The organism is Nocardioides daeguensis, assembly GCF_019192965.1.
Classification (GTDB): Bacteria; Actinomycetota; Actinomycetes; order Propionibacteriales; family Nocardioidaceae; genus Nocardioides; species Nocardioides daeguensis.
On sequence record NZ_JAHTKU010000018.1, the window covers coordinates 1 to 25346 of the forward strand.

General features: G+C 73.1%; 21 protein-coding genes, 1 pseudogene and 2 riboswitches. Of the genes and pseudogenes, 13 read left to right on the forward strand and 9 right to left on the reverse strand.

What is annotated here, in order from left to right; all coding sequences use genetic code 11:
* Positions 1 to 396 precede the first annotated feature (396 nt).
* Positions 397 to 1401 carry a zinc-dependent alcohol dehydrogenase family protein gene (locus tag KU893_RS14725; protein ID WP_218235132.1) on the reverse strand — a complete coding sequence of 335 codons (1005 nt, stop codon included), beginning with the start codon at positions 1399 to 1401 and terminating at the stop codon, positions 397 to 399.
* Positions 1402 to 1545: 144 nt separating this feature from the next.
* Between KU893_RS14725 and KU893_RS14730 the strand changes: the two genes are divergently transcribed.
* Complete coding sequence (locus KU893_RS14730; protein WP_218235133.1) at positions 1546 to 1770, forward strand: DUF1918 domain-containing protein; 225 nt, start codon at positions 1546 to 1548, stop codon at positions 1768 to 1770.
* Here KU893_RS14730 and KU893_RS14735 read toward each other — a convergent pair.
* The gene (locus tag KU893_RS14735) at positions 1722 to 4271 is read right to left on the reverse strand and encodes a cation-translocating P-type ATPase (RefSeq protein ID WP_218235134.1); all 2550 of its coding nucleotides are present in this window, start codon (positions 4269 to 4271) and stop codon (positions 1722 to 1724) included. The genes KU893_RS14730 and KU893_RS14735 overlap by 49 nt on opposite strands.
* Positions 4268 to 5158 carry a universal stress protein gene (locus KU893_RS14740; protein ID WP_218235135.1) on the reverse strand — a complete coding sequence of 297 codons (891 nt, stop codon included), beginning with the start codon at positions 5156 to 5158 and terminating at the stop codon, positions 4268 to 4270. Before KU893_RS14740 ends, KU893_RS14735 begins: the two co-directional genes overlap by 4 nt.
* Before the next feature lie 206 nt (positions 5159 to 5364).
* Between KU893_RS14740 and gap the strand changes: the two genes are divergently transcribed.
* The 5 genes from gap (at position 5365) to KU893_RS23810 (ending at position 9747) form a co-directional block, all read left to right on the forward strand.
* Positions 5365 to 6363 (forward strand): type I glyceraldehyde-3-phosphate dehydrogenase, encoded by a 999-nt coding sequence (gene gap / locus KU893_RS14745; protein WP_218235136.1) that lies wholly within the window; start codon positions 5365 to 5367, stop codon positions 6361 to 6363.
* Between the two features lie 38 nt (positions 6364 to 6401).
* Positions 6402 to 6899: a VOC family protein gene (locus KU893_RS14750; protein WP_218235137.1), complete on the forward strand. Its 498-nt coding sequence runs from the start codon at positions 6402 to 6404 to the stop codon at positions 6897 to 6899.
* Positions 6860 to 7822, forward strand: a complete 963-nt coding sequence (locus tag KU893_RS14755; RefSeq protein ID WP_218235138.1) for an ABC transporter ATP-binding protein — start codon at positions 6860 to 6862, stop codon at positions 7820 to 7822. Before KU893_RS14750 ends, KU893_RS14755 begins: the two co-directional genes overlap by 40 nt.
* The gene (locus tag KU893_RS14760) at positions 7761 to 8555 is read left to right on the forward strand and encodes an ABC transporter permease subunit (RefSeq protein WP_218235139.1); all 795 of its coding nucleotides are present in this window, start codon (positions 7761 to 7763) and stop codon (positions 8553 to 8555) included. Before KU893_RS14755 ends, KU893_RS14760 begins: the two co-directional genes overlap by 62 nt.
* Positions 8556 to 8640: 85 nt before the next feature.
* Positions 8641 to 9747, forward strand: coding sequence for a response regulator (locus KU893_RS23810; protein ID WP_344770896.1), 1107 nt, complete (start codon positions 8641 to 8643; stop codon positions 9745 to 9747).
* A gap of 73 nt (positions 9748 to 9820) precedes the next feature.
* Here the strand turns inward: KU893_RS23810 and KU893_RS14770 are convergent, their stop codons facing one another.
* Complete coding sequence (locus KU893_RS14770) at positions 9821 to 10261, reverse strand: Hsp20/alpha crystallin family protein (RefSeq protein WP_218235140.1); 441 nt, start codon at positions 10259 to 10261, stop codon at positions 9821 to 9823.
* A gap of 288 nt (positions 10262 to 10549) precedes the next feature.
* Here KU893_RS14770 and ppsA point away from each other — a divergent pair, with 288 nt between their 5' ends.
* Together ppsA and KU893_RS14780 are read left to right on the forward strand one after the other, a co-directional pair.
* Positions 10550 to 14440: a phosphoenolpyruvate synthase gene (ppsA, locus tag KU893_RS14775; RefSeq protein ID WP_218235141.1), complete on the forward strand. Its 3891-nt coding sequence runs from the start codon at positions 10550 to 10552 to the stop codon at positions 14438 to 14440.
* Positions 14441 to 14531: 91 nt separating this feature from the next.
* Complete coding sequence (locus tag KU893_RS14780; RefSeq protein ID WP_218235142.1) at positions 14532 to 14774, forward strand: hypothetical protein; 243 nt, start codon at positions 14532 to 14534, stop codon at positions 14772 to 14774.
* A 45-nt stretch (positions 14775 to 14819) separates the two neighbouring features.
* On the opposite strand, the gene KU893_RS14785 is transcribed toward KU893_RS14780, so the two are convergent.
* The 3 genes from KU893_RS14785 to KU893_RS14795 all read right to left on the reverse strand — a co-directional run bounded on the left by KU893_RS14785 (position 14820) and on the right by KU893_RS14795 (position 18024).
* A complete protein-coding gene (locus tag KU893_RS14785; protein ID WP_218235143.1) occupies positions 14820 to 15497 on the reverse strand; it encodes a class F sortase in 678 nt (225 codons plus the stop codon).
* Between the two features lie 2 nt (positions 15498 to 15499).
* Entirely contained in the window at positions 15500 to 16390 is an 891-nt protein-coding gene (locus KU893_RS14790; RefSeq protein WP_218235144.1) for a hypothetical protein, read from the reverse strand.
* Between the two features lie 170 nt (positions 16391 to 16560).
* Positions 16561 to 18024, reverse strand: a complete 1464-nt coding sequence (locus KU893_RS14795; RefSeq protein ID WP_246592684.1) for an MBL fold metallo-hydrolase RNA specificity domain-containing protein — start codon at positions 18022 to 18024, stop codon at positions 16561 to 16563.
* 151 nt (positions 18025 to 18175) lie between these two features.
* Between KU893_RS14795 and KU893_RS14800 the strand changes: the two genes are divergently transcribed.
* Positions 18176 to 19723, forward strand: coding sequence for an acyl-CoA carboxylase subunit beta (locus KU893_RS14800; protein WP_218235145.1), 1548 nt, complete (start codon positions 18176 to 18178; stop codon positions 19721 to 19723).
* A gap of 127 nt (positions 19724 to 19850) precedes the next feature.
* Positions 19851 to 20375: an OsmC family protein gene (locus KU893_RS14805; protein WP_218235146.1), complete on the forward strand. Its 525-nt coding sequence runs from the start codon at positions 19851 to 19853 to the stop codon at positions 20373 to 20375.
* 77 nt (positions 20376 to 20452) lie between these two features.
* On the opposite strand, the gene KU893_RS14810 is transcribed toward KU893_RS14805, so the two are convergent.
* Together KU893_RS14810 and KU893_RS14815 are read right to left on the reverse strand one after the other, a co-directional pair.
* Positions 20453 to 21670 carry an endonuclease/exonuclease/phosphatase family protein gene (locus KU893_RS14810; protein ID WP_218235147.1) on the reverse strand — a complete coding sequence of 406 codons (1218 nt, stop codon included), beginning with the start codon at positions 21668 to 21670 and terminating at the stop codon, positions 20453 to 20455.
* A gap of 88 nt (positions 21671 to 21758) precedes the next feature.
* Entirely contained in the window at positions 21759 to 23285 is a 1527-nt protein-coding gene (locus KU893_RS14815) for an SDR family NAD(P)-dependent oxidoreductase (protein WP_257441300.1), read from the reverse strand.
* 85 nt (positions 23286 to 23370) lie between these two features.
* A riboswitch (glycine riboswitch) is annotated at positions 23371 to 23466 on the forward strand.
* A riboswitch (glycine riboswitch) is annotated at positions 23467 to 23569 on the forward strand.
* A gap of 51 nt (positions 23570 to 23620) precedes the next feature.
* Between KU893_RS14815 and gcvT the strand changes: the two genes are divergently transcribed.
* From gcvT to KU893_RS14830, 3 genes and pseudogenes are all read left to right on the forward strand, one after another.
* Positions 23621 to 24739, forward strand: coding sequence for a glycine cleavage system aminomethyltransferase GcvT (gene gcvT, locus KU893_RS14820; protein WP_218235149.1), 1119 nt, complete (start codon positions 23621 to 23623; stop codon positions 24737 to 24739).
* Positions 24740 to 24791: 52 nt separating this feature from the next.
* Positions 24792 to 25166, forward strand: coding sequence for a glycine cleavage system protein GcvH (gcvH, locus tag KU893_RS14825; RefSeq protein WP_218235150.1), 375 nt, complete (start codon positions 24792 to 24794; stop codon positions 25164 to 25166).
* Positions 25163 to 25346: pseudogene (locus KU893_RS14830) on the forward strand (hypothetical protein); the annotation flags it as partial. The gene gcvH and the pseudogene KU893_RS14830, both read left to right, overlap by 4 nt.

Below are 25346 nucleotides of genomic sequence, written 5' to 3' on the forward strand. Positions count from 1 at the left end.
CCCCGCCCCTCGCTCGCGCCCCCCGCGCTGCCGCCGGCGCGCCTGCGCTCGGGGGCGCCCCCCCCCCCCCCCCCCCCCCCCACGACCGTGGCCGGCTGCGTCGCCTTCCTCTCGCAGCGGTAGGACCGGCGACGGGGTGCGGGAGCGAGGGCCGTGGCGGTTCGCGGACAAAGCGGCCGACCCGCCGTCGCTGCCGCTGCATCCGTCGTGACGACGGCGGGTCTGTGGTCAGGGACCACCAACACTTCGCGGCTGCCGGCGGGCCGGCGCCTGCGGGTTCGACCGGCCGAAGGACCGGGGTCTGCCGCTTCTCCGATCATGCCGCGCGGCGAGGTTCCGCGCCAGGACCGAAGGTCACCGAATCCGGAACCGAAGGTCCCTCCCGGCACCGCCGGATCAGTCCGTCGCCATGCGGACCACGGCCGCACCCGCGAACCTGCCGGCAGCCAGGTCGTCGAGCGCCCGGTCCACCGCGGTGAACGAGTACGTCGTGACCGACGGTCGTAGGTCGAGCAGCGCGGCGAGGCGCAACAGCTCCTCGCCGTCCGCACGGGTGTTGGCCGTGACCGAGGTCAGGGTGCGCTCGCGGAAGAGGTGCTGCTGGTAGTCGAGTACCGGGACGTCGGTGAGGTGGATCCCCGCGACCGCGAGCGTGCCGCCCTGGTCCAGCGCCTCGAGGGCGACCGGGACCAGGTCACCGACCGGAGCGAAGAGGATCGCGCTGTCCAGGAGGTGCGGCGGCCGGCCGTCAGCGGGTCCGGCCGACGCTGCTCCCAGCTCGAGTGCGAGCGCGCGGGCCGCCGGGTCGCGGGTCAGCACGTGGACCTCGGCGCCCTGCCGCACGGCGATCTGTGCGGTCAGGTGGGCGCTGGCCCCGAACCCGTAGATGCCGAGCCGGCCACCCGGTGGCAGGTTCGCGCGACGCAGCGCGCGGTAGCCGATGATGCCCGAGCACAGCAGAGGCGCCGCTTCCTCGTCGGTGAAGCCGTCGGGCAGCTCGTAGGCGAACGCCTCGGGCACGACGGCGTAATCGGCGAAGCCTCCGTCGACGTCCCATCCGGTGAACCTGGCCTGCCGGCACAGGTTCTCGCGGCCCCGGCGGCAGGCGGGACACTGCCCGCAGGTCGAGCGCAGCCACGCGATCCCGACCCTGGCGCCGACGCGGAGCCGGGTGGTGGCGCTCCCCGTGTCGACGACCACGCCGACCACCTCGTGCCCCGGTACGACGCCGGGCCGGCGTGGCGGCAGCTCGAGATCGGCCAGGTGAAGGTCCGTGCGGCACACGCCGCACGCCGTCACGCGCACCAGCAGCTCGTCGGCACCGGGGACCGGTTCGGGCCTGTCGACCGGCCGCAGCCGCTCCGTCTCGCCGGGCCGTCCCGACACCTCCCACGCGCGCACCCTCCCATCGTGGGTGGCGGCGCCCGGGCCGAGGAGAGGCGCACGTCACCCGCTCGGCAGGACCTCCGGCACTGTCGTCAGCTCCGGGCCCGCGCGAGAGTCGAGCTGGACGACGCGCCCGCGTCCCGGGGAGAGGAGTGGCGAATGTACGCATCCGTCGGTGATCGCCTCATCGTCCACAGCGATCGGGTCGGTGGCCCGGTCCGCGACGGCGAGATCATCCAGGTCCGGCACGCCGACGGCAGCCCGCCGTACGTCGTGCGCTGGTCCGACAACGGTCACGAGTCGGTGTTCTTCCCCGGCCCGGACGCCGAGGTCCATCACTTCCAGCCCGGCTTGGCGCCCGACCCGGGCGACGACGCCGGCTGAGCCGCCCCGCGACGGCGGCGGCGGGCGGCCACCGCGACGACGGCGCCCGGCAGCACCGCGAGCAAGAGCACCGCGGCCCAGGCCCTGGGCTCGAGCGAGCGGGTCCCGAGCAGGTCCTGGAGCGGCGACCAGGTCGCGGCCAGGACCTGCAGGGCGACGGCCACCGCCACCGAGACCTCCAGGGCCCGTTCGCCGAGTCGTCGCGTCGAGCGTGGCGCCCGCAGCGCGAGGGCGAGTGCCAGCTGGGCGAGCCCCAGCGTCAGGAACACGACCGTGGTCGTGTGCCACGACATCGCCCGGGCCAGCAGGCCGGCCGCGATGCTGACCGCACCGATCAGGGCGCCGCCGACGAGGATCCGTCCGACCAGCCCGCCGCCGAGCACCGAACGCTCCGGCGACGGCGACGGCCGTCGCATCAGCTCCGGGTCCAGCGGCTCCCCGCCGAAGGCCACGCCCGGTACGCCGTGCGTCAGCATGTTGATCCACAGGATCTGGCCGGGCAGGAGCGGGGTGGCGATCCCGACGAAGGGTGCGAGCAGGATGACCAGCACCTCGGCCAGACCACCGGAGAGGGCGTACCTCAGGAAGGTCCGGATGTTGGCGTAGATCCGCCGCCCCTCCGCCACCGCGGTGACCACGGTGCGCAGGTCGTCGTCGGCCAGGACGAGGTCCGCTGCCTGGCGGGCCACCTCGGTGCCGCGCCCGCCCATCGCCACCCCGATGTCCGCACGTCGCAGGGCCGGGGCGTCGTTCACGCCGTCACCGGTCATCGCCACCACCTGCCCGCGGGCCTGCCAGGCATCGATGATGTCGACCTTCTGCTCGGGATGGGTGCGGGCATACACGTCGATGTGGTCGACCCGGGCGACATGGTCTCCGCGGGCGACGACCTCGCCGTCCGCGACCTCGCTGTCGGGGCCGGCGATCCCGACCTGGCGGGCGACGGCCAGCGCGGTCTCCGCGTGGTCGCCGGTGATCAGCAGCGGCCGGATCCCGGCGGCCCGGCAGGCACTCACGACCGCCGCCGCGTCGTCGCGGGGCGGGTCGATCACGCCGACCAGTCCCGCGAGCCGGGCAGGTCCGCCGTCCGGGACGTCGACCACCGCGAGCACCCGGTAGCCCTCGCTGGCCATCGCGTGCGCCTCGGCCTTGGCCTGCTCGGCCTCGTGGGAGGCGGCGACCAGCTCCAGGACGACCTCGGGTGCGCCCTTGACCACCTCCAGGCGCTCCCCCGTGCCGCGCTGGTGCACCGTGACCATCGACCGGCTCTCGCTGTCGAACGGGGTCTCGCCGACCCGACGCCACTCCCCGGCGACGCCGAGGAGGTTCTCGTCCAGCCGGGCCGCGGCCACCAGCAGCGCCACCTCGAGCGGGTCGCCGATCCCGGACCAGCTGTCCCCGTCGGCGGTGATCCGGGCGTCGTTGCACAGCACCACGTCCCGCATCAGCCGTGCCACGGCCGCACCCTGCGCGGTGTCGCCCCGCACGGTACCGCCGCGGCCGTACGCCGGCCCCTCGACGTCGCACCAGCCCTCCACCGTCCACGTGCGGCGCACCGTCATCCGGCCCTCGGTGAGGGTGCCCGTCTTGTCCGACGCGAGCACCGAGACCGATCCCAGCGTCTCGACGGCCGGCAGCCAGCGGACGATGGCCGACCTGCGGGACATCCGCAGCGCCCCGAGCGCGAGCGCCACCGAGACGACCGCCGGGAGCGACTCCGGGATCGCGGCGACCGCGAGGCTCACGGCGAGGATCAACGAGTCGGCCAGCGCTGCTCCCCGGAGCACGGCGAGCACGAGCACCAGGCCGGCGAGCGCGGCCGTGATCACCACCAGCTGCCGGGAGAGGCGGGACAGGCGCCGCTGCAGGGGCGTGGGGCGCAGCCCGGTGGCCGCGATCAGGGCTGCGATCCGGCCGAGTCCGCTCTCCGCACCGGTGCGGACCACCTCCGCGAAGGCCCGCCCACGGGTGACGACGGTGCCCGACAGCACCTCCTCGCCGGTGTCGCGCCGGACCGGCACCGACTCCCCCGTCATCGCCGCCTCGTCGACCTCCAGCGCGACCGCTTCGGTGAGCACCAGGTCCGCGGGGACCACGTCTCCGGCCTCGAGTCGCACCTGGTCGCCGACCACCAGCCGGGCAGCCGGCAGCTCGACGAGCCGGCCGTCACGCCGTACCCGGGCCTGGGGGGACGCGAGCTCGTCGAGCACCGCGATGGCGTGCTCGGCCCGCATCTCCTGCACGACGCCGATGGCCGCGTTGAGGACGACCACCGCGCTGATGATGGCCGCGTCGACCCGGTCGCCCAGGGCGAGCACGACGACGAAGGCGCCGCAGAGAAGGACGATCATCGGGTCGGCGAGCTGACGCGCCACCCGGCCGACCAGGCTGCGTGGCGCCGCTCGCGGGACCACGTTCTCGCCGTCCCGGTCCAGACGCCGGGCGGCCTCCGTCGAGGTGAGGCCGCTTCCCTCCTGCACGGGTGCCCCCGACGTCGTCACCCGTGCGATTCCTCGGCGAGCGGAACGACCTCCACCGGGACCCGCGATCCGCGCAGCACGGCTCGCGCCGTTGCGCCCAGGTGCGCCCAGTGCAACGGGCCCCGCGCGCGGCGCCCGACCAGCAGGAGGTCGCTGGCCTCGGCGCCCACCACCAGCGCGTGGGCGGCCTGACCGTGGACCACCGAGGTCTCCACCGCCACACCGGGGTAGGCCCGCCGCCACTCGCCCAGGACGGTCGACAGCAGGTGCGCCCCGGCTGCCCGCCACTCCTGCACGTAGCGGTCGGGATCGGGCAGGCTGCCGTTCGGGACCGGCAGGTCCCACGCGTGGACGACGACCAGCTGGGCGCCGCGCTGCGCGGCACGCTCGAAGGCCCGGCTGAGCAGCGGACGGGCGCACTCCTCGGACTCGATGCCGACCACCATCCGTCCGTGCTCCACCAGCTGCCAGTCCCCCGGGACGACGACGGTCGGCACCGCCGCGTGGCCGGCGACGGCGGCGGTGGTCGCGCCGGTCAGCAGCCGTTCCAGCCCCCTCCTCGTCTCGCGCCCCAGGACCACCAGCTGGGCGCTGGCGGCCGCGTCCACGATCTGCCCCACCGGCATGCCGACGGCGAGGACCGACTCGACGGGGAGCCCCGGGTCGATGTCCCGGACGGCCTTCGTGGCGTCGGCGAGCACCGTGCGGCCGTGAGCCTGCAGGTCCTGGGCGAGCTCCGGCGCGTAACCGAACATCGGGTCGGTCATCGTCGCCGTCGGCGCGACGTGCACCAGCTTGAGGGCGACGCCGCGGCGTCGCGCCTCGTGGACGCCGTAGCGCAGGGCTCCGGCGCTGCGGTCGGTCCCGTCCGTCGCGACGACGATCGGGGCACGGGAGTCGACCTCCATGGCGGAACCTCCGGGGGGTGGCGAGTGGGTCATCGTGATCGTGTCCGCCCCCGACCGCCCAGGAGCAGGGTCCGGCGTCGCGGCGCCAGGGGCATTTGGTCCCGCGCACTCGTGCCCGACGACCCCGGCCCCGTGGACCGCCCGCGGGTCAGGCTGGCCGGGGGTGCACCAGCCACCCCGAGACCCCCGGAGCAAGGAGACACAACGTGGTGCGGATCGGTATCAACGGAGCAGGACGCATCGGCCGCGCCTTCCTGAGGCTGGCCGCCCAGGTCCCCGATCTCGAGGTGGTGGCGGTGAACGACGTCGTCGACCTCGTGTCGCTGCGGCACCTGCTCCGCAGGGACAGCACCTTCGGGCCCTTCCCCACCGAGGTCGAGGTCGGCGGCGACGACCTCCTGCTGGTGGGCGACCGCAAGATCACCGTGACCCGCTCCCCCGAGCCGGGAGGGATCGACTGGGCGGGCCACGGCGTGGACGTCGTGCTCGAGTGCACGGGGCGGTTCAAGACCCGCGAGCAGGCGCAGGAACACCTCTCCGCCGGCGCCCGCAAGGTCGTCCTCTCCTCCCCCGGCAAGGGCGTGGACGCCACGATCGTGGTCGGCGTCAACGACTCGACGTACGACGCGGAGCGGCACCACGTCGTCTCCAACGCCTCCTGCACGACCAACTGCGCCGCACCGATGGTGAAGGTGCTGCACGACGCGTTCGGGATCCAGCACGGGCTGATGACGACGGTCCACGCGTACACGAACGACCAGAACATCCTCGACGCACCGCACAAGGACCCGCGCCGGGCCCGTGCCGGAGCGGTCAACATCATCCCGACCACCACCGGGGCCGCCCGCGCGGTCGGCGAGGTGATCCCCGCGGTCGCGGGCCGGCTGGACGGGCGGGCGCTGCGGGTGCCCGTCGTCGACGGCTCGATCGTCGACCTCGGCGTCCTGCTCGAGCGCGCCGTGAGCACCGACGAGGTCAATGCCGCGTTCGAGGCCGCGGCGAGCTCGGGTCCGTTGGCGGGCCTGCTCACCTACGAGGACGAGCCGCTGGTCTCCTCCGACATCGTCCTCGACCCGTCCTCGTGCGTGTTCGACAGCACCCTCACCCAGGCCTCGGGGCCGCTGGTGAAGGTCTTCGGCTGGTACGACAACGAGTGGGGCTACACCAACCGGCTCGCCGACCTGGTCCGGCTCGTGAGCCGGTGAGCACAGCGCCCCCACGGGGCGAGAACGGAGCGAGGACCATGGCTCACGGAGTGATCCACTGGGAGATCGGCGCTCGCGACGCCGACCGGGTGAAGGCCTTCTACGCGGAGCTGTTCGGGTGGGACATCACCCCGGCTGGCCCTGACTACGCGTTGGTCGCCCCCGAGGGCGACGGCATGGGCGGCGGCATCCTGCACGTGCGCGAACCGACCCCGGCGTACCTCACCTTCTACGTGGCGGTGGACGACGTCGCGACCTCGCTCGCGCGCAGCGTCGCGCTCGGCGCCACCGAGACGGTCGGTCCCACCGCCATCCCCGGCATCGGGCGCTTCGCGATGTTCCGTGACCCCGAAGGTCGCGACATCGGCATCCTCGAGCCGTTGCGCGGCGACCTCGCAGAGGCCCAAGGTCCCTCGCCCGGTGGCAGTTCGCCCCTGAGCCGGGTGGGTGGGCCCGACGACGATGGGTCGCGTCCACACGACGAGGAGAGCCACCCATGGGAACCGAAGACCCGGCGGTCCGAACCCGCGGGCTGAGCAAGCGATTCGGCAAGAACGTCGCGCTGTCCCGCCTCGACCTCACGGTCGCTCCGGGCACGATCTGTGGGTTCCTCGGGCCGAACGGCGCCGGCAAGACCACCGCCATCAAGCTGCTGGCCGGGCTGTACCGGCCGAGCGCCGGGACGGTCGAGGTGTTCGGCCGCGACGTGACCAGGGCGCGCGACACCGTCCAGGCCTCGATCGGCTACCTGCCCGGCGACTTCACCGGGTACGCCGACCAGACCGGCCGGCGCTTCCTGCGGCTCGTCGCCGACCTGCGCGGCGGCGTCGACGAGACCTTCGTCGCCGAGCTGGCGCAGCGGCTCGAGCTCGACCTCGACCGCCGGATCGGCACCCTGTCCCGCGGCAACCGCCAGAAGGTGGGGATCGTCCAGGCGTTCATGAACCGGGCCCCGCTGCTGCTGCTCGACGAGCCGACGAGCGGTCTCGATCCGCTCATGCAGCGGGAGTTCCGCCGCCTCCTCGTCGAGGCGAGGGATCGCGGCCAGACCGTGCTGCTGAGCTCGCACGTGCTCTCGGAGGTGGCGGAGGTGGCCGACGACGTCGCGATCCTCCGGGAAGGCAGGTTGCTCGACCTGCGCTCCATGGCCGAGCTGCGCTCCGGGGTCACCCGCCGGGTGGACCTGAGCTTCGGCGACCATGTTCCCGCGGCGCGGATCCGGCAGGTCCCCGGCGTCCGCAACCTGAGCGTGCACGGCCTCACGGCGCAGGTCGACCTCGCCGGCCCCGTCGGCGAGCTGCTCGGCGCCGTCCTCCCCGACGGCCTGGTGGACGTGCGGACCCACGAGACCGGCCTCGCCGACGTCTTCCTCGGCTACTACACGAAGGAGCGCACCGATGCTCACGATCTGCCGCAAAGCCCTGTGGGACCAGCGCCGGACCCTGCCCGCCTGGGCTAGCGGCATCGTCCTGTCCATCGTCCTCGAGGCGGCGATGTGGCCCTCGGTCGCGTCGATGTCCTCGCTCGACGCCTACCTCACCGAGTTCCCGGACGCGCTCAAGGAGATGTTCTCGATCGAGGAGATGTCGACCGGCACCGGCTTCCTGAACGCCGAGCTCTTCTCCCTGATGCTGCCTGTGCTGTTCATCATCTTCGGGATCCTGCGCGGGGCGCACATGATCGCCGGGGAGGAGGAGGCCGGCACGCTGGACCTCCTGCTCGTGACGCCACTGTCGACCACGCGCCTCCTCCTCGGCGAGGGTCTGGCCCTCGCTGCAGGAGTGACCGCCCTCGGTGCCGCGACGGTCGTCGGCACGCTGGCCGGCAGCGCCCTGTTCGACCTCGAGATCCCCGTGGCCTCGGCTCTCGCCGGCGCCACCGCCTGCACCCTGCTGGGGCTCGTGCACGGCGCCATCGCACTCACCGCCGGCGCCGTTCTCGGCCGGCGGGGTCCCGCCATCGGCGTCGCGACGGGCGCGGCGCTGGCGGCGTACGTGCTCTACGTGGGTGGACTGTTCGTCGAGGGCCTGTCGGACGCGCAGGTCCTCTCCCCGTTCCACCAGGCCCTGCAGGAGGGTCCACTCGCGGACGCCTTCCCCGCGTCCTTCCTCACCCTGCTGGTGGTACCGCTCGCCCTGGTGGGGGTCGTCCTCCCGGTGTGGGCGCGGCGCGACATCGGCGCCCACCGCTGATCGAGGCGGCTGCCGCGACACGATCTCGTGCCACCGGGACCTTCGCCCCTGCCGGTCGGCCCTCGCCGGGAGAAGGCTGTCCACCATGGCATCCGACGACACCGGCCGCCAGCGGCTCCGTGACAGCGGGCGCGCCCACGCACCGGAGATCGCCGTCTGGGAGTGCTCGCTCCTGCTCCTGACCTGCGGCCCCGCGCAGCGGGACGACCACGTAGCACGAGTCCGCGCCGTCGCAGAGTCGCTGCCGGCTCACTTCGCCGCCCCGCTCCTCCGCTGCCTGACCGCCATGACCGCCGTGCCGCCCCACCGGCTGCCCGCCTCCGCCGCCGACAACGACGTCGCGGCGCTGTGCTCGATGCTCGACACCGCCGTCCACGACCCTCTCGGCGGCGGGCTCGTCCTCCGCGACGCGCGCGACGACGTCGAGCGCCTGCACGCCCGGCTCTCGAGCGAGGACAGTCCGTGGACCGGGGCGCTGGCCGCCGTCTGCGTCACGCTGGGGTCCGGTCCCTCCGAGCCGTCCGTCTTCCCGGACGCCCGCCAGGCGGAGGAGGCTCCCGCGCCGATCCGCGTGTTCCTCCTCGACGACCACGAGGTGGTGCGCCGCGGGCTGCGCGACATCCTCAGCAGCAGCGGGCAGTTCGAGATCGTCGGTGAGAGCGGCAGCGCCGCCCGCGCGACGGCGATCATCCCCGCGTTGCGCCCCGATGTCGCCGTCCTCGACGCACGGCTGCCTGACGGGAGCGGGATGGAGGTCTGCCGCGACATCCGCTCGGTCGACCCCGGCATCCGGGCGCTGATCCTGACGTCGTACGACGACGACGACGCCCTGTTCACCGCGATCCTGGCCGGCGCCGCGGGCTACGTCCTCAAACAGGCATCGAGCAAGGAGCTCGTCGACGCCGTGCGGCTCGTCGCCGCCGGGCGCTCGCTCATCGACCCGACCCTGACCTCGCGCGTGCTCGACCGGCTCCGCTCTCCGGCGCCCGAGGTCGACGCACTGGTCGGGATCACCGACCGTGAGCGGGAGATCCTGGAGCTGATCGCGGACGGGATGACCAACCGTCAGATCGGCGAACAGCTGTGCCTGGCGGAGAAGACCGTCAAGAACTACGTCTCGACCCTGCTGGGCAAGTTCGGGCTCGAGCGACGCACCCAGGCAGCGGTCCTGGCCACCCGCCTGCGGCACTGACCCGGACCCGACCGGCGACGCACGACGGCGGCTCCCTCCTGCCCGGGCAGGAGCGAGCCGCCGCTCGCCTGCCTCACGAAGCGCTCGACTGGTCCTGGGTGCCATGGGCGATCGGGACGCGCACCGGCTCCGTCTCCGCGTCGGCGATCGGCATCGACACCGTGAGCACTCCCGCGTCGTAGGAAGCCGACACGTCGTCCGCGCGGCAGCCCTTCGGCAGCCGCAGGCGGCGCGTGAACGACCCGTAGTGCATCTCGGAGCGGTAGGTGTCGTGCTCCTCCCCGCGGCGCTCGCCATGGATGGTCAAGGCGTCATCGGCGATGTTGACCTCGACGTCCTTCTCCGGGTCGATGCCGGGCAGGTCGGCGCGCACGACGTAGCGCCCGTCGGCGACGTACTCCTCCACCGGGATGTAGCTGTCGCTCCAGGCGGCACGGAACGGCGCCGCCGTCTCGAGCCAGTCGAACATGTCGGTCAGCGGGGTACGGGGGCCCCTGCGAGCAAGTTGCGTCATCGTCTTCACGTCCTTTCTCGATGTGTCCGCCCTCGGGAAGCGGGGCGTACCTCCATCGTGGTTCGCCGGCAGCCGGGACAGAGTGGCCTTTGGTCCCCGTCCTCCCGGACGAACGGCCCGAGCCGTCTGCCGCCCCCGAGGGGGACGCATCGCCGCCACCGGTGTTGGTGACCTTGGTCCCGGCCGAACCGGAACCCTCGCCCCTGCCGGGACGCTCGCCGCGGGGGTGGGATCGGGAGGAGGCAGGCCACGACGCAGGCCACGACGCAGACCACGAGGGAGACGACGATGGAGCCGACGAGCGAGCCGCTGACGAAGGTGCCGCCGTTCGTGCGGGCGTTCACCGACCTCGGCCTGTCCGACATCGCCGAGGTCGGTGGCAAGAACGCCGGCATCGGCGAGCTGCACCAGGTCCTGGTGGACACGCCCGTGCGCGTGCCGGACGGGTTCGCGGTGACCGCCGATGCCTACCGGCACACCCTGACGTCGGCCGACCTGTGGCGCCCCCTGCGCACGCTCTTCGCCGACCTCGACCTCGACGATCCCGACGACCTCGCCCGGCGCGCGGAGCAGGCGCGCTCCCTCGTGGCCGGTGCCGAGCTGCCCGAGGACCTGGTGGCGCAGATCCGCACCGCCCACCAGGCACTCGAGGCCGTCCACGGGCCGGACCTGGCCGTCGCCGTACGGAGCAGTGCGACCGCCGAGGACCTGCCCGAGGCGAGCTTCGCGGGTCAGCACGACTCCTACCTCCAGGTGATCGGTGCGGACGAGCTGGTCGACGCCGTACGCCGCTGCTTCGCCAGCGCGTTCACCGCCCGCGGCGTGCACTACCGCGCTCGCCACGGCTACGGCCAGCTCGACGTGGCGCTCTCCGTGGGCGTCATGGCGATGGTGCGCTCGGCTGCGTCCGGGGTCGTCTTCACCCTCGACCCCGAGTCCGGCCACCGCGGTGTCGTGCTGCTGAGCTCGGCGTGGGGCGTGGGTGAGAACGTCGTCCAGGGCAGGGTCGACCCGGATGAGTTCCACGTGCACAAGGCGACCTACGAGGCCGGCTTCCGCGCCGTCCTGCACCGCCGGCTGGGGACGAAGGAGATCCGGACCGTGGTCGGCCCGGACGGCCTGCGGGACGAGGCGACCCCCGACCCGGACCGCCGACGGTTCAGCCTGGGTGACGACGACGTGCTCGACCTCGCCGGCGCCGCGCTGTCCATCGAGCGGCACGTCGGCCGTCCGATGGACATCGAGTTCGCCAAGGACGAGCAGGACCAGCGCCTGTACGTCGTCCAGGCCCGTCCGGCCACCGGCACGGCCACGCGCGAGACCGCCGTCATGGAGCGCTTCGCGGTGGTCTCCCCCGGCCCGGTGCTGGCGACCGGCCGGGCCGTCGGGAACCGAGCCGCGACCGGCCGGGTCAGGGTGGTGCGCTCGACCACCGACCTGGCTGCGTTCCAGCCCGGCGAGGTGCTGGTGGCCACGACCACGACCCCGGACTGGGAGCCGGTCATGAAGACCGCGGCCGCCGTGGTCACCGACCGCGGCGGACGGACCTGCCACGCAGCGATCATCGCCCGCGAGCTCGGTCTGCCGGCGGTCGTCGGAACCGGTGACGGCACCGCGGTGATCCGCGACGGCGACGAGGTCACCGTGTCCTGCGCCGGGGGCGAGACCGGCCGCGTCCACGCCGGTGCGGCCGAGGTCCGGGTCGACCAGGTCCGGCTCGACGAGCTCCCGCGTCCCCGCACGCGGATGATGGTCAACCTCGGCAACCCCTCGCTCGCCCTCGGCACGTCGCTGCTGCCCTGCGACGGCGTCGGCCTGGCCCGGACGGAGTTCATCTTCAGCACGTCGGTGCGCGTGCACCCGCTCGCCGCGCTGCACCCGGACCAGGTCACCGATCCCGCCGAACGGGCGCGGGTGGAGGAGCTGGTCGGTCCGGACGGGGCGTCGTACGTGGTCCAGCGCCTGGCGGAGGGCGTCGGCATGATCGCCGCTGCCTTCCACCCGCGGCCGGTCGTGGTGCGCCTGTCCGACTTCAAGACCAACGAGTACGCCGACCTGCTGGGCGGGCGCGACTTCGAGCCGCACGAGGCGAACCCCATGCTCGGCTTCCGCGGCGCGTCCCGTTACGCCCACCCTGCCTACGCCGAGGGCTTCGCCCTCGAGTGCGAGGCGATGAGGCAGGTCCGCGACGAGATGGGCCTGACCAACGTGGTGCTGATGCTGCCGTTCGTCCGGCGCATCGCCGAGGCCGACCTCGTGCTGGGCCGGATGGCCGAGCTGGGACTGGCCCGAGGAAACAACGACCTCGCGGTGTTCGCCATGTGCGAGATCCCCAACAACGTCGTGCTGGTCGACGACTTCGCCCAGCGCTTCGACGGCCTCTCGATCGGCTCCAACGACCTGACCCAGCTCACGCTCGGCGTGGACCGGGACAGCGACGTCGTCGCCTTCGACTACGACGAGCGGGACCCCGGGGTGCTGCGGATGATCGAGCTGGCCGTCGAGGGCTGCCGCCGCAACGGCATCCACTCCGGCATCTGCGGCCAGGCCCCCTCCGACCATCCCGAGGTGGCGCAGTTCCTGGTGCGGGCGGGCATCGACTCGATGAGCCTGAGTCCCGACAGCCTGGTGCCGATGCTCCAGGTCGTCCACGACGCGGAGGTGGCACTGGCCGCCGACCGGGCCTCGACCACCGGCCCCGGGCGGACCTGGGAGCCGTGGTGCTCGGCGACCGAGACCCACTCCGGCGCCGTCGTCCTGCTCGGCGATCTCGCGTTCAAGGTCAAGAAGCCCGTCCAGCTCGGCTTCCTGGACTTCCGTGAGCATGCGGCACGTCGCCAGGTCTGCGAGCGCGAGGTCGAGCTGAACCGACGCCTGGCGCCTGACGTCTACCTCGGCGTGGGCTCGCTGTCCGCGCCGGGTGGGGCGGACGAGCCGGCGGTGGTCATGCGCCGACTTCCGGACGAGCGGCGGCTCACCCACCTGGTGAGGAGCGGTCAGGACGTCAGCGACGACGTCCGGGCGATCGCGCACCAGGTCGCGGCCTTCCACACCCGGGCGACGACCAGCCCCGAGATCGCCCACGAGGGCACGCGGCAGGCGCTGCGGTCCCGGTGGGAGGCGAACCTCGCGCGCGCCGGCGCCACCGGGCACCCGGCGCTGACCCCCGAGGCGCTCAGCGAGGTCACCGGCCTCGTGCACCGCTTCCTCGACGGTCGCGAGGACCTCTTCGTCGACCGGCTGCGCCGAGGTGCCGTCGTCGACGGCCACGGCGACCTCACGACGGACGACGTCTTCTGCCTCGACGACGGCCCGCGCCTGCTGGACTGCCTGGAGTTCGACGACCGCCTGCGCTACGTCGACCGGCTCGACGACATCGCCTTCCTCGCGATGGGACTCGACCAGCTCGGGGCGGCGGACTCGGCACGACTGTTGATCGACACCTGGTCCTCGTGCGTCGGCGATCCCGCTCCGCCGTCGCTGGTGCACCACTTCATGGCCTACCGGGCGTTCGTGCGGGCCGAGGTCGGCGCGCTGCGAGGCGCCCAGCACGGCACGGACGTCGCGTCGTACCTCGCCGCGACGCTCGACCACCTGCGCGCCGGCGCCGTCGCCCTCGTCCTGGTAGGAGGACCGCCGGCATCCGGCAAGTCCACCCTGGCCGGGGCGATCGCCGACCGGCTCGGCATGGTCGTGCTGTCCACCGACCGCGTGCGCAAGGAGATCGCCGGGCTCGACCCCGCGACCCATGCTCCGGCCGCGTTCGGTGCCGGGATCTACACCGCCGAGCACACTCGGGCGACCTACGCCGCCGTCCTCGAGCGGGCCGAGCGCCTGCTGCGCCGCGGCGAGTCCGTGGTCCTCGACGGCACGTGGAGCCATGCCTCCGACCGTGAGCAGGCCGCGGACCTGGCCGCCCGGACCTCCTCGGACCTGGTCGAGCTGTGCTGCGAGATCGACGAGGCCACGGCCCGTCGGCGCATCGTCACCCGCGACTCGATCTCCGACGCCGACGAGGGCGTCGCGAACCGGATGCGCACGGAGGCGGCCCCCTGGCCGAGCGCCCATCCGATCGACACGAGCACCGAGCTGGCCGCCTCCACCGACCTGGCCTGTCGCCTGGTCAGGCCGCACCCCGTGCCCGCGGCGGTACCGGTGTCCCCGCGGCCGGCGACGTGACCGCCCGTGGGCCCGGCGGGCTCGGGACCTTCGACCCTGCCGCCGCCCCCGAACCGGGAGGCAGGGTGGTCGCTGATGCAAGGAGATGCCCATGTCGGACCCACGTGCCCGTCGCCAGGCCCGCCAGGACCTCGCTGACCGGTTGATCCTCGAGTACGCCGGAGCGGTCCCGGCCGGTCAGGTGCTGGCCGCCGTGCTGCGGGCAGAGCAGATGCTGACGGCCTACCACGCCGACGAGGGGCGCCGGATGTCGCTGTGCGAGGAGCTCGTGCGGCACCGGCTGGCCGAGAGGACCGCGCGCCGCGCCGCACCGCGCCTCGTCGCTGCCTTCTGAGTCGCTGCCTTCTGACCCGCACGGCGTCCGCGGGCCCTGGCTCGTTCAGCCGGGCCCGTCGCTGCCGACGTCCTGGCCGGCCGGCGTGGCGCGGACCACCGTCGTCATCTGGTAGTGCTCGCCGTCGTACCCGCTGCACGTCGTGAGCACCAGCCGCGGGCGGCCGGAGACGTCGAACAGACGCGGCGCGAGCTCCGCGATCTCCCCGCGCGGGTAGATCGCCACGGAATCCACCCGGTAGTGCACGACGCCCTGAGGCGTGCTCACCCGCACCGACTCCCCGGGGGTGACCTCGGCCAGGTGGTCGAAGACCCCGTCACCGCGGCTGTAGGTGTGACCGGCCATCAGGACCGTCCCCCGCTCGGCGCCGGGCTCGGCCCCGTCCTCCCACCAGCCGACGAGACTGACGTCGTCCGGCGGCGTGAGGACGTCACCGGACGTCGCGATCGGGAGCACCCGCGCCGACACGTCGATCGAGGGGATCTCGATCTTCGTGGGCCGTCCGTGGACCGCGGGCCCAGCCGACGGCGTGGGGAGGGCCGGATCCGTCGCCGACTCGTCGGGCGGCTCTACGCTCTGCTCGACGGCACCGTCTCCCGTGCGGGATCCGGGCGCGGGACGCTCGTCGTCCCACGGACTCACCAGGACCACGCCGACGGTGGCGAGCGCCAGCCCCACGAGGGCCAGCGCCGCCACCTTCCGGCGTGGTCGGATCCGGGCCACGTTCACGCCGCGCGGCGACCAACAGTGACCGACATGGCCAGCGCCGCCACCAGCAGGGCGATCCCGGCACCGGCCAGGCCGGAGCCCCACAGGTCGCGGGTGGTCCAGCCCGTCGCACCGGCGTCGATGACCGTCGGGACGGCCTCCTCCTCGGCGCCGGCGACCTCGCCACCGTTCTTCCCGCCGCCGTCCGAGGGCTGGGCGGTCGCCACGCCGCCGACCTCGGAGGTACCGGCATCGGTGGGCACCGTGGTCGCAGCGGTGGTGGGCTCGGTCGGCTCGGTGGTGGGCTCGGTCGGCTCGGTGGTGGGCTCGGTCGGCTCGGTGGTCGGCTCGGTCGGCTCGGTGGTCGGCTCGGTCGGCTCGTCCGGCGCGACGCACTTGAACACCTTGCTCTTCCAGCCGTCCTTGCCCTCGTGGGTGACGAAGGCGGTGGCCTTGACCGGGATGCTCTTCCCGGCGTCGTCCTGGGTGACCGCGACGTCGAGGACGTACTGCTTCTCGGCGTTGAGGCCGTCACTGCCCGCGGCCGGGGCGCCGAGGACGAGGCCGTCGCCGGTCAGGATCGGCGTTGCCGCGCCGGGTCGCTCGAAGACGACGCGGGTCACCGACGTGCCCTCGAGGAAGTCGAAGAAGCGCACCGTGACGGTGCAGCTCACCTTCGGGTCGTTGCGCGGGTTCCCGGCGTAGGGGGCGTCACCGACGTCGATGGACCCCTTGTCGCCGACGGCGCTCTCGGTCGGGGTCTGCCGCGTCTCGGACGCGGCGGGTCCGCCGGTCATCAGCAGGACCGCGGCCGCGATCAGCGACACCAGTCCGCACAGCCCCAGCACGAGGGGTAGGCGGGCCGGGGCGGCGGGCGCCGGGGCCGTGGAAGTGGGCGTGGAAGTCATGGGGGGTCGTCTCCGTCCGGGGTCAGGCGGCGCACGCGCCGGCATTGGGTTCCAGCCGTCCCGATGTCCGGCTACCCCCAGCCTCCCGCCCGGGGACGCCCCACCAGAACGGCACAAGGTCCCGGCGGCACGGGCACTTCGCCGCGCCCCCGGTCCGTCCGGCCACCGACTCAGTCCACCCGGACGCGCTCGGCGAGGGTGGGGACGACGGCGCAGATCCCCAGCTCGTCCTCGATCCGCTCGGCCAGCGCCGCGGCCGAGTCCGGCTCCCCGTGCACGACGTAGACCGTCGTCGGCGGTGCGGGCGCCGAGGCCACCCACGCGACGAGGTCGTCGGCGTCGGCATGCACGGAGAAGTCGGGGATGTCGACGACCTCGGCACGCACGGGCACGTAGTGGCCGTGGATCTTGACGTGGCGCGCACCGTCCTGCAGCTGCCGGCCGCGGGTGCCCGGCGCCTGGTAGCCGGTGAGGACGACGCAGTTGCGCGAGTCGGGGAGCTGGTGGGCGAGGTGGTGCACGATCCGCCCGCCGGTGGCCATGCCGGATGCCGAGACGATGATGCACGGCTGGTCCGGGGCGTTGAGCCGTTGGGACTCCCCGGCGTCGCGGACCGAGTGGAGGTCGAGCGCACCCAGCCGCTCCAGCGCCGCGGCGCGGTCCCCACGCAGCTGGGGGGATCCGTCGTGGAGGGCACGGAGGTAGACGCCGAGAGCCTCGAGCGCCATCGGGCTGTCGACGTAGATCGGCACGCGGGGGATCAGTCCGGCCCGCTCCAGGCGCTCGAGCTCGAGCAGGACCAGCTCGGTCCGGTCGACGGCGAAGGCCGGGATGAGCACCGTGCCGCCACGACCGATGGTGCGGCGCACGGCCCCGGCGAGCACGTCCGGCTCGGCCGGCGGGTGCACGCGGTTGCCGTAGGTGGACTCGAGCACCAGCGCGGTCGCCGCCGCGGGCGGAGCCGGAGGCTCCAGGAGGGGATGACCGGCGCGGCCGAGGTCGCCGCTGAAGACGACGACCTCGCCGGCGATGTCGACCTCGAGCGTCGCCGATCCGAGGATGTGCCCCGCCGGATGCAACCGGACCCCCACGGTCGTGGTCAGCTCGCGCCGCTCGTCGTAGAGCACGGGCACCAGGTGCCGCAGTGTCTGCTCGACGTCCTGCGCGCTGTAGAGCGGCAGGGCCGGCCGGTGCCGTGTCCAGCCGGACTCGTTGGCGTAGCGGGCCTCCTCCTCGAGCAGGTGGGCGCTGTCCCGGAGCACGATCGCGGCGAGCGCAGCGGTCTCGGCGCTGCAGTAGATCGGGCCGTCGAAGCCGTCCTTCACCAGCCGCGGCAGCTGGCCGCAGTGGTCGAGATGGGCGTGGGTGAGGACCACCGCGTCCAGCGACCTGGGATCGATGGCGAACGGCTCCCAGTTCCTCCGCCTCAGCTCGCCCGGGCCCTGGTAGAGACCGGCGTCGACGAGCACCCGGCTCGTCGCGTGCTCGAGCAGGAAGCAGCTGCCCGTGACGGTGCCGACCGCGCCCAGGAAGGTGAGGATCGGGCTGGCGGGGCCTGCCGTTCCCGGCATGACCCGCCGGCGGGTCGGATCGGCCAGCGCGGCCGAGGCCACGGGCACGGGGTTGGTCGGCATGGGAACGGGCCTCCTGGTCTGCTGCGGATGCTCTGCTGCGGCGCGACTGCCTGGTCACGACGCTAGGAGCCGCACGTCCGCCCACGGCAGGGTCCTAGGTCCCCGCTTGCCGGGTCTGGAGGCCGCCCTTCGCTGCGCGATGATGGCCCGCGTGACCGACGAGACCGCCGACCGCGCACCCGCCACCGGCCTGACCGAGCTGCTCGCCCGCCGCTTCCTCACCACCGACGAGGCCCGTCCCGAGAAGGTCGCCCGGTGGCATGCCCGCGGCCGCCGTACCGCCCGGGAGAACATCGCCGACCTCGTCGACCCGGGCTCGTTCGTGGAGTACGGCCGGTTCATCACCGCCGCACAGGAGCAGCGCCGACCGTTGGCGGACCTGGTCGTCGAGGCACCCGCGGACGGCATCGTCGGCGGCACGGCCACCATCGGCGGGCGCCCGTGCGCGGTGCTGTCCTACGACTACCTGGTCATGGCGGGCACCCAGGGCATGCGGGGGCACCGCAAGTCCGACCGGCTGATCGAGCTGGTCGGGCGGATGGGGCTGCCCACGGTGTTCTTCACCGAAGGTGGCGGTGGCCGGCCCGGCGACACCGACCTGCCGATCGTCTCCGCCCTCGACGTGGGCTCCTTCGCGTTGTGGGGCGAGCTCGAGGGCGTCGTGCCGCGGGTCGCGGTCGTGTCCGGGCGCTGCTTCGCGGGCAACGCGGTGCTCGCCGGGTGCGCCGACCTGCGGATCGCGACGCCCGACGCCAACCTCGGCATGGCGGGACCGGCGATGATCGCCGGCGGCGGCCTCGGCCAGTTCGCCGCCGACGAGATCGGCCCGGCCGAGGAGCAGGCCGCCAACGGGGTGATCGACATCCTGGTCGAGGACGAGGAGGAGGCCGTGGCCGTCGTACGACGGCTCCTGGCCTATCTCGAGGGCCCGGCCGGCAGCGGGGAGGCCGAGGACCCGACCGCGCTGCGCACGATGCTGCCGGCCAACGACCGCGAGGCCTTCGACGTGCGCCCCGTCGTCGAGGCGCTCGCCGACGCCGGCAGCGTCACCTGGCTGCGCGCGGCCTGGGCGCCGGAGCTGGTCACCGCCTTCGCGCGCATCGAGGGCATCGCGCTGGGTGTCGTCGCCAACCAGTCCGCCCACCTGGCCGGCGCCCTGACGGCCGACGCGTCCGCCAAGGCCGCCGACTTCCTCGAGCTGTGCGAGCGCTGGGGCCTGCCGGTGGTCTCGCTCGTCGACACCCCCGGCTTCATGGTCGGCCCCGAGGCCGAGCGGACCGGGCTGGTCCGGCACGCGTCGCGGATGGTCAACGCGGGGGCGCGGCTGAGGGTGCCGCTGGTCGGCGTGGTGCTGCGCCGCGGCTACGGGCTCGGTGCCCAGGCGATGCTCGGCGGCAGCACGCACCGGCCGCTGCTCACCGTCGCCTGGCCCGACGCGCACCTCGGGCCGATGGGCCTGGAGGGCGCGGTCCGCCTGGCGATGGCACGCGAGCTGGCCGAGCTGCCCGAGGACGAGCGCGAGGCCACCGTCGCCCGGCACACGGCCGAGCTGCGTACCCACGCCAGTGCGCTCAACGCCGCCCGGGTCTTCGAGATCGACGACGTCATCGACCCGGCCGAGACCCGGGCCGTCGTGGCCGCGACGCTCAGGGCCGCGACGCTCAGGGCCGCGGGCGCGTCCGGCGTCGTACCCAGGTGAGGGGCAGCCACCACGGCAGCCCCTGCGCGGCCCGTCGAGCAGCCCGGTGCAAGGCGTTCCCGGGAACGCCGCGAGGACCTCGCCCGACCCTCTCGTCAAATATGAGCGATCTGGTCATATTTGGTCCATGACCACCACCTCCACCAGCACCCGCCTCAACGACGTCGACCTCGCGGCCGTGACCGGCCTGGTCCAGGCCGTCCAGGACGACCCGGCGAAGGCCGCCACGACCTGGGCCGCCCACGTCACCTGGGACGGCGCCTTCGCCTCGCACGCCTCGGTCCGTGGCTTCGCGCCGATCGCCTCCGACGAGCCGCCGGCCCTCGGCGGGGGCGACACCGCGCCCAACCCCGTCGAGCAGCTGCTCGGCGCGCTCGGCAACTGCCTCGCCGTCGGGTACGCCGCCAACGCGACCGTCGCCGGCGTCGAGCTGCGCGACCTGCGCGTCGACGTGCGCGGCGACCTCGACCTCCACGTCTTCCTCGGCCTGGCCGAGGGGCACGCGGGGTTCGACACGATCCGGGCGACCGTGACCCTCGACTCCCCCGCCTCCCGCGCCGAGATCGAGGCGCTGCACAGTGCGGTGCTCGCCAGCTCGCCGGTCGGGCACACGCTGCGCAACGCGGTGCCGGTCGAGGTCACCCTCGCCTGAGGAGCCGGACCGCCTCAGTGGACGAGGTCGCGATCGCGGGCATCGGCTCCGTCATGCCTGCGACCCTAGGAACCCGCTCAGGGGATGTACAGGGTCGCCCTGATCGGGTTGTGGTCCGAGGCCATCGGGGTGGCGTACTTCGAGCCGTTCAGCACCGCGATGTTGTCCCACCTCGGCACGGTGATGCCCGCGGAGACGAAGATCCGGTCGACATGGGTCGGCCACGTGGATGACTGCGGCGGGTCGACCTTGTAGGCGTGGGCGGAGTTGAGGTACGGGTAGGTGAGCTGGGCGGCGATGTCGCTGGCGTCGGCGAAGCCGGCACCCGCCATGACCTGGCCGGGCGCGTCACTCTGGCCGCGGCGGTCGAGGCCGCGGTGCGAGTTGAAGTCACCGAGCACGATCGTGGGCCGGCCGGGGAAGGCGCCGGTGACCTGGTTGAGGACGTAGGACGTCTCCTGGTGGCGCGTGCCGTCCGCGTTGCCGTTGCGCAGGTGGGTCGCGGCGACCGCGATCTGCTTGCCGCTCGCCCGGTGCTGAAGGAGTGCCCGGCAGAACCCGTGGTTGCGGTCGCCGAACATCTTGAAGCGGCTGCCCTTGCTGTTGCGCTTGGCGTCGACCACGTCGTACACGCTGGCACGCACGTAGAGGGTCTGGCTGTAGAGCTTGCGCTTCTTGTTCTTCTGGGTCAGGCAGGCCAGCGTGTAGCCGCGCTGCGCCATGGCCTTGCCGATCCAACGCTTCTTCTTGCCGTACTTGTGGGCGAGGTGCGCCTCGACGAACACCATGATGTCGGAGTTCATCCGGTCGATGTCGGCGACGACCTGCTTCTGCCGCTTCTTCCACTTCCAGCCGCCGTTGCAGTTCGACTTCGACCCGCAGCCCAGGTTGAAGGTGGCAGCGGTGGTGGACGTCCCGGTCGGTACGACGGCCCGCGAGACCGGCGGGGTGACCTTGCAGCTGCGCGGACCGCCTCGGCCATCGAGCGTCACGGCGTAGCAGTAGGTCGTGCCCGGGGCCAGTCCCGGCACGTCGACGTGCGTGGGGCCGGCCGGCATCCGCTTCGAGATCGCGTCAGCCGGGTAGACGTCGGGGCCCGCCGAAGAGACCAGGATCTCGTACCGGCCGGAGCCGGCGTAGTCCCAGTCGAGGCTCACCGTGACCGATCCGCCGGCCACCACCTGGGCCGATACCCAGGGGGCCGAGGGCTGTGCGGCGGCACCCGCCGGCGACAGCGCCGACAGCACGCCGAGAGCGAGAGCAAGGACGGTCAGCAACGACAGGAGGCGGCGCATACTCTCTACCTTCGGCCAAAGTTCCAGGACATGCACGTTCGTACCCCAAATGGGTGATGACAGACCCGATCGGACCACGCTCACTAGCTCACCAGGGTGATGGCTCGTAGTCCTTCACGAAGCAGCCGTAGAGGTCCTCGCCCGCCTCGCCGCGCACGATCGGGTCGTAGACCCGCGCCGCGCCGTCGACCAGGTCCAGCGGGGCATGCCACCCCTCGGCGGCGATCCGCAGCTTCTCGTGGTGCGGCCGCTCGTCGGTGATCCAGCCGGTGTCGACGGCGGTCATCAGGATCTTGTCGGTTTCGAACAGCTCGCCCGACGACGTGCGGGTCATCATGTTGAGCGCGGCCTTCGCCATGTTGGTGTGCGGGTGTCCCGAGCCCTTGTAGCGGCGGGAGAACTGCCCCTCCATCGCCGAGACGTTGACGATGTACGCGCGGCGGGCACCGTTCCGGACGGCGGCGCGCAGCGCCGGGCGCAGCCGCGAGTTGATCAGGAAGGGCGCGATCGAGTTGCAGAACTGCACCTCGAGCAGCTCCAGCGGGTCGACCTCGTCGAGCACCTGCGTCCAGGAGTTGTTGTCCTGGACGTCGGGGATCAGGCCGCCGGCGTCGATGGCGGTGCCGGCCAGGTGCGCCTCGAGCGAGGCGCCACCGGCCTTGAGCGCGAGCGCCGTCATCGAGGCGGCGTTGTGGGAGGCGAGGGCGGCCTCGGCCGACTCGCCGTCGTGGTGCGCGACCGCGGTCGAGGACAGCGCCCCGGCGATCGCGGCCGGGTGCGCCTCGGAGATCCGGTCGAAGGTGACCATCTCCGGCAGCGCCTTCACCCCCAGCGACTCCGCCGTGGGCAGCGCGGTGTTCTCGCCGTCGATCAGGTGGGTGTAGGCGCCCGGCAGCCGTCGTACGGTCTGACAGGCGTTGTTGATGATGATGTCGAGCGGGCCGTCGGCGGCGACGTCGTCGGTCAGCGCGATGACCTGGGTGGGGTCACGCAGGTCGATGCCGACCACCTTGAGCCGGTGCAGCCAGTCGGCCGAGTCCTCCATCGCCGCGAACCGGCGCACGGCGTCCTTCGGGAACCGCGTGGTGATCGTGGTGTGTGCGCCGTCGCGTAGCAGGCGCAGCGCGATGTACATGCCGATCTTGGCGCGGCCGCCGGTCAGCAGCGCACGCTTGCCGGTGAGGTCGGTGCGCTGGTCGCGCTTGGCGTGGCTCATCGCGGCGCAGCGCGGGCACAGCCAGTGGTAGAACGCGTCGACCAGGGTGAAGTCCTCCTTGCAGATGTAGCAGCCGCGCGCGGTGAGCAGCTCCCCGGCGAAGGCGCCCTGCGCGGTGGAGACCAGCGGGATGCCGGCGGTCTCGTCGTCGATCCGCATCGGCGACCCGGTCGCCGTCATCTCGATGATGTCCTGGTCGTGGCGCTGCCGCTCCATCCGGATCTCGGCCCGCCGCTGCTTCTTGATCAGCTTGTACATGTACGACGCCGCGCGCTTCATGGTGCGCACGTCGTCGTGCTCGGGGTCGAGCAGCGGGACCTGCTGGAGGACCTTCAGGGTGATGGCGAGCTCGTCCGGGTCGATCCCGGTCAGCCGCTCGGCGGAGTCGGGGCGAGGCACCGCCCGATGGTACGGGCGACGGCTCCCGGATGCCGTATGCTCGGGCCACGCCATGACTGGCGTCACAACTCAACATCGCGCCGTTCGAACCCCGGCGGGAGAGTCCCAGTCCCACGAGGACGGGCGCCGAAGGAGCAAATCTCCCCAAGAATCTCTCAGGCCCCCTGACCGCCGGGACGAGGCGAACTCTGGAAAGACGGACCGGATCCACCGGCCCGCACCCACGGTGCAAGCCGCCCGATCGGGCGGCGAAGCTCTCAGGTAGCGATGACAGAGCGGGGAGGCAACCCAGCCACGAGCCGGCGCACGCCTGCTCTCCACGAGGAAGCCTCCCGATGACCACACCTTCAGCGACCCCGCGGCTCACCCCGCTGCACGACGTCCACGCCGCCCTCGGCGCGTCGTTCACCGACTTCGCCGGCTGGCAGATGCCGGTCCGCTACGGCTCGGAGACCGCCGAGCACCGCGCCGTACGGACGGCGGCCGGACTCTTCGACCTGACCCACATGGGCGAGATCGAGCTGGTCGGACCCGGCGCCGGCGCCGCGCTGGACCACGCCCTGGTCGGCCGCCCGTCAGCGATCGGCGTGGGCCGCGCGCGCTACTCGATGATCTGCGCCGAGGACGGCGGGATCATCGACGACCTCGTCGTCTACCGCCTCGCCGAGGAGCACTACCTCGTGGTCGCCAACGCGAGCAACGTCGCCGTGGTCGCCCCCGAGCTGGTGGCCCGCGCCGAGGGCTACGACGTGAGCGTCACCGACACCTCGGCCGACTGGGCGCTGATCGCGGTCCAGGGCCCGGCGTCCGCGGAGATCCTGGCCGGCCTGACCGAGCTCGACGTCCCGTCGCTGAAGTACTACGCGATCGACGCCGGGACGGTCGCGGGCATCGACGTGCTGCTCGCCCGCACCGGCTACACCGGCGAGGACGGCTTCGAGGTCTACTGCCGCCCCGCCGACGCCGCCGCCGTCTGGGACGCGCTGAGCAAGGCGGGCCAGGCGCACGGCCTGGTCCCGGCTGGCCTCGCCTGCCGCGACACCCTGCGCCTCGAGGCCGGGATGCCGCTCTACGGCCACGAGCTGGACCGCGAGACCACGCCGTACGAGGCCAACCTGGGCCGGGTCGTCGTCCTCGACAAGCCCGAGGGCTTCATCGGCCAGGCGGCGCTCGCGAAGCGCAAGGAGCAGGGCCCGCAGCGGACCCTCGTCGGCCTGGTCTCCACCGGCCGCCGCTCGCCGCGCGCGGGCTACCCGGTCGTCGACCCCGCCACCGGCGCCGAGGTCGGCGTCGTCACCAGCGGCTCGCCCTCCCCCACGCTGGAGAAGCCGATCGCGATGGCCTACGTCCCCCCGGCGCTCGCCACCCCTGGCACCCGGCTGCAGGTGTCGCTGCGGGGCACCCTCGAGGACGCCGACGTCGTCGAGCTCCCGTTCTACAAGCGCACCAGCTGAGCGCCAGCGACCAGCGACCAGCGACGCCCACCAGACCTCCCAGGAGAACACCATGAGCAACCCCACCGACCTCCAGTACACCGCCGAGCACGAGTGGATCGCCGCCGGCAGCGACACCGCCCGGGTCGGCGTCACCGCCTACGCCGCGGACGCCCTCGGCGACGTCGTCTACGTCGACCTGCCGGCCGTCGGCACCGTCGTCACCGCCGGCGAGCCCTGTGGCGAGCTCGAGTCGACCAAGTCGGTCAGCGACCTCTACGCGCCGGTGACCGGCGAGGTCGTCGAGGTCAACGAAGCCGTCGACGCCGACCCGAGCCTGGTCAACAGCGACCCGTTCGGCAAGGGGTGGCTGTTCGTGGTCAAGGTGACCGCCACGGGCGAGCTGATGGACGCCGCGGCGTACGACGCGCTGATCGCCGGGGCATGACCCTTCGAGACGCCTCGTCCCTCGGCTCCTCAGGGCAGGCCGAGGTGGCGCCGGAGGGGCGCAAGCTCCTCCGCCTGGAGGTCCGCAACGCGGAGACCCCGATCGAGCGGAAGCCGTCGTGGATCCGGACGAAGGCGACGATGGGCCCCGAGTACCGCACCCTGAAGAGCCTGGTGAAGT